Source organism: Acetivibrio clariflavus DSM 19732 (assembly GCF_000237085.1).
In the GTDB taxonomy this organism is placed as follows: domain Bacteria; phylum Bacillota; class Clostridia; order Acetivibrionales; family Acetivibrionaceae; genus Acetivibrio; species Acetivibrio clariflavus.
Genome location: NC_016627.1, coordinates 4,594,994 through 4,608,458 on the forward strand (window position 1 = coordinate 4,594,994; position 13,465 = coordinate 4,608,458).

Consider the following 13,465-nt stretch of genomic DNA (forward strand, 5'->3'; position numbering starts at 1 on the left):
GCTGTACTTTCAGACAACTGCTTAACCGGAATTGCTGACAGCAATATTGATTAGAATTTTGAAACCACTAAAGCAGAAATCAACAATAAAATTAATATAGGCAAAATATAGAAACAAAAGCCACACCTAAAGTCAACCTATATATGCTTATATCTATTATACTTATATCTATCAATCCTAACTTATTTTAACATAAAATTATTACATCATCAACATCTCGAATAATGCAAAAAACTATAAAGCAAATTTTTTATATGCCTTTATAATTTGCAATAATATTTCTTGCTGCTGTCAATGCTACCTCCATTATTCTCTTGCAATCAGTTGTATTTGTATGGTAGCCTGAGGATTTTGATGTACGCTGTCTGATTACAATTACCTCTGCATCGATATCCTCTTCGTATGTTACAATTATTTTTTTATGTTCCGGAATACTTCTCACATACTGTTCCAGTCCAAAACCTCTTTTGGCTGCTATTACACAGTAAAAATAAGGATACCTTGAGCTTTCTACCAAGTTTATATTAATTTGAGCCTGAATACCGTAAAAATCATCAGGCATGTTTTCAAAAGATACGGTAAACCTGCTGTCCTTTGGAATACTTTTTCCGTTTTTATCTCTGGCAAGCAAAAGTGCCGGCTTAAAAAATTCTCCATCTCGCTTTATGGTTTTAAAAAACTCTTCCATACTATTTATAATACCTGCTTTAATATTCAAATCGTCTTGTTTCTGCACCTGTTTCATTCCATTAAACCAAAGGGGCAACACAAGAATTATTACATCTGTTATAAAAATTCCTCCAACAGCATCATTAACCAGCAGGATCCTTAAAAAAACATAGACACACATCAGAGCAAAAGCGGTTAATATAAAGCCTATAATACCCGTTCCATTGCTTATATCAAGTATATCCCTGTCCCAATTTACCGTTTTTCTCTCAAGTTCCTTTATCTGACGAATTTGTTTCATATCAACCGAAGTCCAGTTATCATCGACCCTAAAATCCTTAAGACTTATACGATTGTTATAGCCCCGGATTAAGTTCAGCAGAGTGGCACATACCAAAAAAACAGCTCCCGGCCATGCCTTCAAAAATAAAATCTGAAATAAAAAGCCTGAAGCTACAAATGCTAAATATAGCATCATCCTTTTTGAGTAAGAGAGCTTTTCAAACATATAAAACCTGACATTGTCCTGTTTTTCCGGTGGCAGAAAACCTGGCAGACGAATCCCGTTACTCATATATTATACTCCTTCCTTTTAACAACCCCATTGACTTCCATTTCGATTTGAGTTCTTCGCAACCATGGGCTTTAAAATAAAGCGGGCATGCACCCTGACATGCAGCAAAACTCTTACACTGTTTGCATTCCTCAGGTGCTGCTTCCTTTCCTCTAATCCACTCACATCGTTTTTTATTCCATACGGCCTTAAATCCTTCAGTTAAAATGTTGCCAACAGGCTCCGACCAGCTTGAGCATGGAAGTATGTTCCCTTTCGGGTCAACGGAAAGCAGTCCTTCACAGGCACTGCATCCCTTATTCCCAAGTCCCTCTGCTATAGGATTGAATAAGCATAAAGGCGTGGGAGAGTACCACATATATTTGATTCCTTCCCTTTCAGCCTCCCTCTTTATGCTCTTTACTATTTCTCCTATTTCTGTATAGCTTACAGTCAAATCATCATCTCCCCCGCGTCCGGCAGGTATTACTAAGTTGGAGGAAAACCTTTCTGCTCCGATGCTTTTACAAAATGCAGGATACTCAAGTAAGCTGTCTTTATTCATTTTACATATGGTAAAGTGAGGATGCACAGCTATCCCGGCTTCTTTAAGAGCTTTAAACCCAGCCACCGAAGCGGCATAGGAACCCGGAACTCCTGTAATTGCATCATGTTCTGAAGCATTGGCAGATTCAATACTCACCTGTGCCGACGCAAGACCAGCCCTGGCAAGTTCTCTTGCCATCTTTTTAGTTATTAATGTGCCATTTGTTATAAGATTTACTCTCATTTTGTTTACTTTCGCCGCATATTTTATGAGTTTTGGAAGGTCTTTATAAGTAGTGGGTTCTCCTCCCGTAAAAGAAACACTCGGCACTTCTGCTTCATACCGAATAATATCCAGAACCTTTTTAAAGCCTTCCGTATCCAGCTGCCTCTCAGTTTTATTCTGAGTACAACCGGCATAACAAAAGCGGCACTTAATGTTACAGGCATAGGTAAGCGCCACTTCCGATAATACAGGAAGTTCAATGTATCCAAGATTAAATTCTATTCTGCGTATAGCTGCCGTGTTATAGTTTTCACACACTTCATTGTTCCATACACGCAAAAAATCCACAAAAAACCTTTCCAACTGAGCCTCGGTTTCAGGCCAATCCGACCTGGCATCAATTATGTCCCGAATGGAACCGCCCTCCAAAATATGTGCAATAACACGGGCTCCTGTAGTATTAAGTTTAAATGCTTCGTTTGGCATCCGAATGAGTACATTATCACTTAGACGCATAAAAACGTAAGGTTTAATTTTTTTTAAAAAATCATCCACCCAGGACAATCTATGTTTTTTCACCGCGCACCTCCGCTTACACAGGCAGAGTGACACGCTGAATGGCAAGCTGAATGGCAGGCCGAATGGCAAGCTGAGTGACACGCATCATGGCACGCTGAGTGGCAGGCATCATGGCATGCCGAATGCCAGGCAAATTTACCGGATTTCGAATCTAAAACAGATTTAAACGTTGTATTCCCAGGATTAACCGGTATGACTTCCTCATATCTGTTAAAATCTTCTCTGCGCCTGTCATAGCTCACACCAGTGTAGTAAAAATACCAATAAGGCCAGTAACCTATATTGTCGTCTTCTTCATATATTTCCTCTTTTTTCACCGAATCGGTATTTCTCTCTTCATAAGCTTTGGACATTTTCTCCAAATAGTACTTTTTAGTAGCTTCTATATCACAGTCCCAAGTCTTTTGCTGCACATTATCCACAAGTTTTTGCAAAATATTTTCTATTTCTTTTCCGCTAAATTCACCATCTTCGGCAGCATCATACATCATACGCTCATAAACACTTAAATCGGACAAGGATTTATTATGGTCAAGGCGACGAACTTTAATAGGATTTTGTGAAACTTCTTCCAAATACCCCTGATCCACAAGTTTGGATAAAATGGCAGAAAGTATAGTTTTATAAGGTGTCCCTATTAAAAGGGCCACTTCTAAATCATCCAAATTTTCTGCAATGGTTCCGTCTTTTCTGAACGATGCTATTTCAAGAACCGGAGGTTCCCAGTCTGTCCTTGCCCACTCAATTTCATCCTTTGTAGTTTGAGCTTTCGCCATGGATCTATGCTTTTTGCCAACAGCCATAAATGTTACTAAAAACAGTGCCCCAAGTACAACTAATAAAGCAATTCTTCCGGAACTTTCATTTTCCCGTCTGTAATTTTCATTACCCTGATTATACCTATAGTTTCTTTGAGGTATATCATGCTCTTCTTTATATCCATCCCCAGCATTATATTCAGGTATTTGGTCAAAAACATCCTCATTTATATACTGCTGAATCTCAAACTTAAATTCAGCTTCAGGGTTATCCTTGTGAAGCAATACTTGTACCCTGGGAATCCCTTCAATCAAAGCTACCCTATAGTCAATCAAATATTTTTCATTCATCCATTTTTCCGTAGCAAAGCCATTATCCAGTAAAAATTGCTCTATCTCTTCCCTTGTCCCGGTTTGCTCAGGATATTCCAAAGGGTAATTTATAGTAACAGTATAATGATCCATTGCCTCATCCCACTGGACAGGTGCCCAAATGAATGCCACAAGTTCTTTCCCATCTTCTGCAGTTGTCCTGACAAGATACAGTGCATCTGCCATATTGGCCACAAAACGCAACTTATATGTCAGGTATTCTCCACCCAACCGTTGTTCATTGGAATTGACTATGTCGTATTTTCCGCCTCCAAGATTTATTATGTCAATTTTATGGGATGTATTGTCATCGGTTATTACACAGCAATAGTCATAATCAAATATTGGAGTAATTCGGTCAAACCCTTCCATTGTAAATGCCAACATCGTTTTACCCGGTACTAAATTATACCGGATAGTGTACGAAACAATGGCATTGCCGTCAGGCAATAAATTCACGTCGGTTTCTACAAATCCTAAATTTGCAACAGAAGATGCATTAACATTTAAAACAGATAACAAAACAACAAGTAAAACAGCAAAGCCAAATAAAATTCTTTTAACCATAGATCCACCTTTTTTATTTTAAATTTATTATTTTATTATATTGAACGCCTGAAAAGAGTTTTATTAAACACAAAGCGTTCAAAAAATAATATGCACAGCCTCGAAAAAAAAAGAATTCCGAATTCCAAATATTTATGAAAAAATGTATATTGCAAATATTTTAATCTATAACTTTATTATTTCCCACTTTTTAATTGTACTCTATTTTATTCCTGTATACAATTAAAAAGTAACAAATACCCAAAAAATGAAATTTTATAAATATACTTGACATTACAAACTTTCTGCATTAAAATAATGTCCGTCTCTCTCAAGTGCGTATGAAATATTTCATTAATTTAGGGATATAGCCAAGTCGGTAAGGCACCAGACTTTGACTCTGGCATTTCGCAGGTTCGAGTCCTGCTATCCCTGCCATAGGGGCCATTAGCTCAGTTGGCAGAGCACTTGACTTTTAATCAAGGTGTCCCGCGTTCGAGTCGCGGATGGCTCACCAAAATACCTGTAACTTTATAGTTACAGGTATTTTTATTAACTATGAAATATTGCTTATTAAAAATACCCCTTTTATGAAGGGGTATTTTCAACACAACTTCCAAATATCATATTTTTTCTATATTCTTAATTTATATTGGTCTGCAAACTAACCTTGTAATTTTTTATATCCGATACCATCCTTACAGACAAGTATACAAATGTGGAAAACGCTACAATGATAGCCAGCAAACTGATTTGAGTTATATTCTTTCTTATGTTCCTTATTTGCTTTGCAACAACTTTTTTCTCAACTCCTAAGTTCCACATTCCTATTACTTTTCCGCTGGCATCTTTAAGCGGAATATATTTTGCCATATACTTTTTACCTGCAATATCAATCTCTCCAACATATTCCTCGCCACGCTTCAAAACAGTATCCACAATTTCACTCGGTGCTTTAGTTCCAATAGTTTTTGTGCTGTCATATGATGAACTATTGGTTGAAACACTTATATCTCCCATAAAAACAGTTGAGAAATAATTATCATTATAATTTATTCTGTTTAATACAACATCATTGTCATTTAAACAAACTTTACCTTTATACAATTTGTCATCTTTTATTGACCAATCTCCTTTATAAATTTCATCAAAAAGCATAAGTCCCAATTTAGAGTTTACATCAAGTCTATCCTTTATATTGCCGTTTTCAAGATTATTGACAACATTTCCGATTGTAAATCCCTGTATGGTAAACCATATTATAAAAAATGTAAATATAAGCACCAATGACAAACTGATAACTCTTTGTTGTGTTTTATTGCTGCTTTTATTGGTTTCAAGAAATGAAACCTTGAGGGTATCAATATCGGTAAGAAATTTCTTAGCATAGAACATCAATATTATACAACCTATTATCCCGCACAATATCGAAATAACTACTATTGAAGCTCTCATAGCAATTATTTGCATCCGCTGATTTCCAATAGCAGAATTCGGTACAGCGACAGACCACATTCCAATAATCTTTCCGCTATTATCCCTTATAGGCATATATTTAACAGCATATTTTTCACCAAAAATATTTTCAGTTCCTTCATAGTTAGTTCCTTTTCTTAAAACACTCTCAACCACTTCATTTGGTGCTCTCTCTCCTAATGTCCTTTCACCTTTCGCATTCCGTTCACTGGTAGCCACTTTTTCATCAGCTAAATATATACTTACATGAGCACCGGTCTTTTCTTTTATTTCATCTAACACATTAAAGGAATTGTCTACCTGATTGTCTCCTATGAGCAATTTGCCACTTTTTATTTTCCAACTGCCGACATATTTGCTGCTGATAATATTAAGGCCCATGTCTGAAATATTATCCACTTTTGTTTTAATACTCTTATCCATTAAACTGTTAACTCTACTGTTGGTGACCAAATAGATGGTTGCTGTAAATAATGCTATAAGCAATATGGATACCCTCAACAGTTTTCCCTTTAGCATAACTTTTTTCTTCACGTGACCTCTCCCCTTGTCGTTAATTTTTATATATCTATTTAAAATTTAATCGATAAAAATATAACCTAGATAATACTACAATAATCATCAAAAAGTTTCAACATTTCATTAAAATTGTAAAATCTACAAAAAGAACCTGACCAAACTCTTTAAAAGATACGACATTATTTTCAGATCGCGTCAGTGCGAATACTTAGGATTTTCCAATATTTGAGGATATTATTTTACAATAAATTTTATAATATGTCAAAAATTCGTTACAAATATTGTAAACTACTTTCCTAAATATTTCAAGCATGAAAATAACAAAAAATCCCATTCTATTGTTAAACTCTACTCTCACCTTTATATAAGTTCTTCATCATTATCCTGATACTCACCTAAAGTCCACTTTTTCTTATGCACAACTTTTTCCGATTTTAAAGTTTTCAACAGTTCATACGACAGCAATTATTTCTTATAACTGAATTTCAAGTTAACAGAGAATATACTTTCCACAAAATGTTCACATCTTATCAACAGTTTCTGTGGAAAAGTAAATTCAAACTGATTTTATTAAAAAAATAACTTTCGCTATAACCTGAATTAAGTCATAGGCGAAAGTTATGTTTCAATTTGTTTTTTATTGCTTTTAGTTATTCTTATCTACATGCAGCAGAACTTTTAACATTTCCGATATTCAAATTTTAATTTCTGACACTCACAACTTTGCCCATAAAGAGTATACTGCCGGTTACATTATCAGCTATTACAAACATGAACGGCTTGTTAGCAGTAAAGGCATCCGGTATTGAAGGTGTTGCCATTCCTATAGTAGTTATAACTGAAGCCTCAGTCCCCTTTTCATTCACGTCAATTACAGCTTTGTGTTTAATATCACCTATCCATGGGGCGTTATCTGAAATTCCCGAGAAATCAGCTCCATAGGAAAAGGCTTCACCCATGCCCAATTCTGTTAATTTTCCAATTATATCTCCAGGTTCATATTCAATTTTGAAGCGAGGAATACTTAACCTTACATTAGACCTCATTGAAAGTTTGCTTTTTACTTCGTTCCATTTATTGTTGTCAAATTGTGAAATAAAATCATTAACATTATCTTTTTCCGGAAGAATACAATACATTGAGACGTTTCTGGAACCGTAAGGAATCTCAACAGCTCTATATTCTGAAGTTTGAGCATACTTGTATTTGCCGGTTCTATTCATCATCGGCACAAGTTCCTTTTCACCTTTGATATTTGTAAAGTAACTGTTTGTAGTCTGCGTTATATCAAACTTGTCGGTCCAACTCCCATTAAAATAGATAGCATTCATAAGGTACAAAACTATATTGGATTGGATAGGTGATTTTATCACATTGTTTATCTTACCTTTTGTTGCGTCGGATATCCATTTATTCATAATGTCACATGCTTCGGGACTTGAAAAATCCAAAAAGGAACTATAAGCATCAAATACTTCATTATTTTTATTTAAAAAGCTTTCTTTTATTTGAGAGTTTTCCTTAATCCATATGGAATTGGCAACATCCAGCTCAATCTGAGGGTAAAGTTTTTTGAAGTAATCCAAATGAGCTCTGTAGCTTTGATTTATTTCATCATCAGTCATACCTTTGTAATTAAGAGCTTCTGCCATCGCATCTTTTGTGGTGGTATCTGCCCCCTGGTATGCCATCGACAGTGCCATGGAAATGCTGAAAGGCGAGAAAAATACGTTTTCCTCCAAGTCATCTTTGCTGAACTTTTGGAAAAGATCTGCAGCAAATTGAGCATTGGCATTTACAAACTTCTCATTTACTTCTGCATCATAGGTAATCGGTTCAGGCATAATAACGGAATTTGTTGTAAAAGAAAAACCGGTAACAATTTTATCATATACTTTGAAATCAAATCGATTTTTGTCTCCCAGTTGATTTTCAACAGGATATTTTATAACTTTATGCATAAGTGCCATTGTTACTCCACCGCTGCCAACGTACTTTTCTATCTTTACTCCCGATGTGTAAAAATACAGTTCACCGGACTGGGATGTAGTACATTCAAGCTTGCCTTCATCAGCAATCCTGTATCCGCCATCATTAAAGGTAATTTCTACTTGGATATATTTTTGTTGGTTAGCTCCGGTTTGATATGAGTTATCTATTACAAGCTTCAGAGAAACATTTTCAGCCGGTGGAACAAACGGGATCCAATCCTCTTTAGGTGTCGGAGTAACTGGTATTTCAAAGGTAGGAGTTGGTTGACTGTCGTTCCCTTCAGGATTAAACGGTAAACTCTTAGTCATTCCAAGCAAATACTTTTTTAAAATCGCAAGGTCCAGAGAATTAATCTCTCCATCTCTATATACATCGGCATGTTCCATCCAATTATCTCCGGAAGGAGCTCTGGTATAAAGTAAGTATGTCTTCAGCAGTGCATAGTCAATTGAATCTACAGAATTATCGCCATTCAAATCACCAAAAAGACTTTCAGAAAAAACCGGGATGACATAGAACAATTGGCATAAAACTATTATAGCCAGAATCAAGGAAAATTTTTTGATTTCCTAAGCATAGATATACCCCCTTTAAAATAATGGTTTATATTTGCATTTTATCATAATACTTACTCAATTAATATACTATTTTGGTTTATAAATTATCTGATTATTGTTCATTTTATAAATAAAATCGGCTAATTAATTGTATCCAACCAATTAGCCTCTTCTAAATATTAAAGTAAAATATAATTCTTACCGTTTGATTTTTTTAGAAGTTGTTTTTTCAAACTCCTCACTTCTTATAACTACTTTTGTAATCTGTTTGTAAACCGGAAGATCGGCAGTCACTTTCCTGATATCCTTAAGCACTTCATCGGGAGTCTTTTCTTCACTTAAGAAAACCTCTGCCATAAGCGATTTTTGTTCTCCATTCTCATCAAAAAGGCCTCGTACAACAACTTCATTTATATAATCAATTTCCTGGATTATACTCTCAATCTCTTCGGGATAGATATTTTTGCCGTTGTTGAGAACAATAATATTTTTCTTTCTTCCCGTTATTACCAGCTGCCCTTTATCATTAATATATCCATAGTCACCGGTAGAGAACCAGCCGTCTTTCATCACTTCCGCTGTCTTCTCCGGCTGCTTGTAATAGCCTAGCATTACAACATCTCCCTTGACACATATCTCACCAATACCTTCTTCATTGGGATTATCTATCCTCAAATCGATACACGGAAGCTTTATACCGGCAGTATGATAATCATTAAACATATCGTGATTTGCAGATACCAGGGGCGAACATTCGGTAATGCCATAGCCGTTAATAAGGCTTATACCAATGTCTTCAAAAAATTTACCGATTTCCGGACGAATAGGCGCACCGCCGCATACGATTTTTCTTAACCTTCCTCCAAAGGCATCGTGTATGGACTTAAAGAAAACTTTTCTCAAATCAATACCGATTTTTCGCAGAGCATTACTGACAGCAAGCAATATGTTAAACGCTTTTTCTTTCCCTGATTCCTTTATGTTTTTTAATATTTTCGAGCGCATCACCTGAACAAAAGCAGGAACAAGGTAAATATATGACGGTTTGTAAAGTTGGAGGTTCTTCATCACATTTGTCAGACTGTCATTTATACAAATTGTAGAATGTTTATGAAGCGAAACCAAAATTCCGCTTACTGCCTCGTATGTATGATGATAAGGCAAAACGGAAAGACAAGTATCATATACCGTTGACACCTGCAGTCCGTAATAAACGCTAGACACCAGGTTATGTTCCGACAGCATTACACCTTTAGAACTGCCTGTTGTCCCTGATGTATATACAAGCATTTTAAGTGCGTGAGGATCACTCTCTAGTGCCCGGTACTTTTCAACATCACATTTCTTTCCGTACTCAATAAGCTTGTCAAAGGAAAGAAAATTTCCATTGTCTTCAGTACGGTCAAATCCTATAAAAAGTTTGACATTAGGAAGCTTATCGGTATTTGTCATAAACAGTTCTTCATGTTTTTGGGTATAAAACACAACACTGCACTCACTGTCATTCAAAACATGCAAAATATCTCCCGAAGTAAGTTCATTATCAACGGGCACATAAACGCCGGAACTTTTAAGTACGGTAAGATATGTCAAAACCCATTTATAGCTGTTTTTACCTATACACGCAATATGCTTATCAGCAAAACCCATTTCAGTCAATGCTGCACCCAGCCATTCAGTCTGCTGTTGAAATTGCGAATAAGTCACCTCAACAATTTCATCCTTGCCTTCCTTGTATTTGAAAGCAATTTTATCGCCCGCTTCCTTAACCGCTATATCAAGCATTTCCTTAAAGTTATTAAATTTTGTTACCTTGTAATATGTGAAATTCTGTTTTTTCATAACTCAACACTTGCCTCTTTTCAATTTTTCTTTTAATTTATTTCATAAATTATCCTATATTTTAAAATTTGAACTAAATAAAATATTATACATGTCATTGGCATTAAAATTAAAATTTATTCCGGGTGTATGCCATACGAAATTCAGCCGTTATTTGGCATCTTCTTTTTTAACAAGGCCTTCTATGTGCTGTTTTACTTCGTTAGACAATGACTCGGACAGATAGTTGCGATCATTGCCTTGCATTTCCCGGAATTCTTTGCTCATTTGCTCATTAGCCCGTATAATTTCAGCCTTCAGTTCCCTTGCAGACAGCAAGGCACATCCTTCTCCCCTGACAATTATCTGCTGCAAACCATCTGAAGTAGCAACCGTTATATTATAGTTTTTCTTGTTGTCATGGGCAAATTTTTCAATATACTGGTCGGCTGTCTGTGCTTCTCTGGTATATACCACATGAATATTATAATAATCAATTACTTCCTCGCGGTGCCCTTCAACACGGTAAGCGTCAAATACAACAATAACCTGGCATTTTCTGAACCACTGATAATTACAGAGAGCGTCCAACAGCTTCATCTTTGCCCCATCCATATTTTCATCTGCAAGTTCCTTTAATTCCTGCCATGCATAGATAATATTGTAGCCGTCAACAAGCAGGTATTCTTCTTTTGCTTCTCTCTGAACACCAGCCTGCCGGACTGTTTTATAATAACTTTCCAAGTCTGTTTTTCGTCTTTTCCACGCAGTTTTTTTGCCCTGGTTTGCGTAAAAAGTTCTATTCATAATGTGCTCTATTTCTTCCAAACTTATTGTTCCTTCCTCTCTGTATACAGCTCGACTTTGTTCCACTTCCTCCCCATTAGCTTCTCTCTTCAAATAACTTTCAACATGCATATATTCCTTTACTTTATCCCAGCTTACAAAAAAACCTGCGCCCTGAGCACAAAATATAGACCCGGTAGGATTCTCAACATCTCTTTCCGAATCATAGCCTATACGCTCAATTACCTCCTGGGCATTGTGACAGGGTTCATAACCTTTCAGAGTGCAAAAGAGCCTGCCAAAACCTTTAGTATATGCCGCCACTTCTTTCTGGTAATTTCTCATGGTAACAACAGGGGCACTTCCCACAAGAACTGCTGTCTCCCCGTTTATCTTTGATATTTTACAGACTCCATGCATCTTTTCAATATCCGTCATTGCTCTGCCAACCATTTTTTCAGGCAGCTCCAGTTCAAAGGAATAATACGGCTCCAGCAATACGGACTGTGCCTCCTTTAATCCCTGACGCACTGCACGGTAGGTAGCCTCTCTGAAATCACCGCCTTCTGTATGTTTATTATGTGCTCTGCCTGAGACTAAAGTTATTTTCATATCTGTGATCTCAGACCCTGTCAGAACCCCTTTATGTACCTTTTCCTGCAGATGGGTTAATATGAGCCTCTGCCAGCTTTTGCTCAGAATATCCTCACTGCAATTTGTTTCAAACTTAAGGCCGCTTCCTCTCTCCCCAGGTTCCAATAACAGATGAACCTCAGCATAATGCCTTAAAGGCTCAAAATGTCCTACTCCCTCCACAGTATTGGCAATAGTCTCTTTATATACAATTCTTCCGTCATCAAATTCCACCTCAACACCAAAACGGCTCTGTATGAGGCTTTTAAGGATTTCAAGCTGTACCTCTCCCATTACCTGTACCTGAATTTCTTGTAACTGTTCATCCCACGCAATGCGCAATTCCGGCTCTTCTTCTTCAATTTGCCGAAGTTTGGGAAGCATTAATCGTGCGTCACACCCTTCGGGAAGTATGATGCGATACAACAATACCGGTTCCAATACAGGTGCAATCGTTTCCTTTTCGACTCCTAACACCTCTCCCGGTCTGGCTTTGCTAAGTCCTGTCACTGCAACCACAGAACCTGCCTCTATTTCGCTCACTACCTCATATTTCTGTCCGGAATAAATACGAATTTGATTTACTTTCTCTTCCCATATACCATTAGTAAGAACATCTTTTGCTCTAAGCTTCCCACCGGTCAGTTTCATATGAGTAAGTCGGTTTCCCTGCTCATCCCTTGATATTTTAAATATTCTGGCCCCAAATTCTTCGGGATAGCTGGAAATAATGGTATATTCCAAAATACCTTGCATAAATTGCTCAATACCTATTAATTTAAGAGCAGATCCAAAAAAGCACGGAAATACTTTACGTTCCCTGACAGCCGACCTAATTTGCCCGTTTTCAATACTTCCAGTTTCCAAATAGGATTCCATCAGTTTTTCATCACACATAGCCAGTTGATCATAAAATATATTTTCGTCAGCTTGTCCAAAATCAATACAGCCTTCATCTAACTGTTTTTGCAGTTCTTCCATTAACTTATCTCTATCAGTTCCATTCTGGTCCATTTTATTGACAAATATAAATACTGGTATATTATATAGTTCAAGCAACCGCCATAATGTTTTTGTATGACCCTGCACTCCATCGGCACCGCTTACCACCAAAATGGCATAATCAAGCACCTGAAGTGTTCTTTCCATTTCAGCCGAAAAGTCCACATGACCAGGGGTATCAAGCAGTGTTATTTGAAGGTCACCCATTTCAAACACTGCCTGCTTTGAGAAAATGGTTATCCCCCGGGCTCTTTCCAATTCATAGTTATCCAAATAGGCATCCTTATTGTCTACTCTCCCAAGCTTTCTTATCTTACCGCTCAAATAAAGTATGCTCTCGGATAATGTTGTTTTACCCGAATCTACATGCGCCAAAATTCCAATTACCAGCTTTCTCATACCACAAATCCCTTAATTTTTTCTGTTATTA

The 13,465-nt window shown here is 36.7% G+C and carries 7 protein-coding genes and 2 tRNA genes; 2 read left to right on the forward strand and 7 right to left on the reverse strand.

The window, feature by feature from the left end; genetic code table 11:
- Positions 1 to 250 precede the first annotated feature (250 nt).
- Genes CLOCL_RS19365 through CLOCL_RS19375 form a run of 3 tightly spaced genes read right to left on the reverse strand, consistent with a single transcriptional unit; the run spans position 251 to position 4,270 of the window.
- Positions 251 to 1,243 (reverse strand): hypothetical protein, encoded by a 993-nt coding sequence (locus tag CLOCL_RS19365; protein ID WP_014256902.1) that lies wholly within the window; start codon positions 1,241 to 1,243, stop codon positions 251 to 253.
- A complete protein-coding gene (locus CLOCL_RS19370) occupies positions 1,236 to 2,573 on the reverse strand; it encodes a radical SAM/SPASM domain-containing protein (protein ID WP_014256903.1) in 1,338 nt (445 codons plus the stop codon). The genes CLOCL_RS19365 and CLOCL_RS19370 overlap by 8 nt, the downstream gene beginning before the upstream one ends.
- The gene (locus CLOCL_RS19375; RefSeq protein ID WP_014256904.1) at positions 2,570 to 4,270 is read right to left on the reverse strand and encodes a hypothetical protein; all 1,701 of its coding nucleotides are present in this window, start codon (positions 4,268 to 4,270) and stop codon (positions 2,570 to 2,572) included. The genes CLOCL_RS19370 and CLOCL_RS19375 overlap by 4 nt, the downstream gene beginning before the upstream one ends.
- Positions 4,271 to 4,610: 340 nt before the next feature.
- Between CLOCL_RS19375 and CLOCL_RS19380 the strand changes: the two genes are divergently transcribed.
- Together CLOCL_RS19380 and CLOCL_RS19385 are read left to right on the forward strand one after the other, a co-directional pair.
- A tRNA-Gln gene (locus tag CLOCL_RS19380) sits at positions 4,611 to 4,687 on the forward strand.
- A gap of 3 nt (positions 4,688 to 4,690) precedes the next feature.
- Positions 4,691 to 4,766, forward strand: a tRNA-Lys gene (locus CLOCL_RS19385).
- A gap of 125 nt (positions 4,767 to 4,891) precedes the next feature.
- Here CLOCL_RS19385 and CLOCL_RS19390 read toward each other — a convergent pair.
- The 4 genes from CLOCL_RS19390 to CLOCL_RS19405 all read right to left on the reverse strand — a co-directional run bounded on the left by CLOCL_RS19390 (position 4,892) and on the right by CLOCL_RS19405 (position 13,434).
- Positions 4,892 to 6,259, reverse strand: coding sequence for a cache domain-containing protein (locus tag CLOCL_RS19390; protein ID WP_014256905.1), 1,368 nt, complete (start codon positions 6,257 to 6,259; stop codon positions 4,892 to 4,894).
- Between the two features lie 686 nt (positions 6,260 to 6,945).
- Positions 6,946 to 8,712 (reverse strand): serpin family protein, encoded by a 1,767-nt coding sequence (locus CLOCL_RS19395; protein WP_245532820.1) that lies wholly within the window; start codon positions 8,710 to 8,712, stop codon positions 6,946 to 6,948.
- 279 nt (positions 8,713 to 8,991) lie between these two features.
- Entirely contained in the window at positions 8,992 to 10,635 is a 1,644-nt protein-coding gene (locus CLOCL_RS19400) for an AMP-binding protein (RefSeq protein ID WP_014256907.1), read from the reverse strand.
- Between the two features lie 150 nt (positions 10,636 to 10,785).
- The gene (locus CLOCL_RS19405) at positions 10,786 to 13,434 is read right to left on the reverse strand and encodes a translation factor GTPase family protein (protein WP_014256908.1); all 2,649 of its coding nucleotides are present in this window, start codon (positions 13,432 to 13,434) and stop codon (positions 10,786 to 10,788) included.
- Between the last annotated feature and the right edge of the window lie 31 nt (positions 13,435 to 13,465).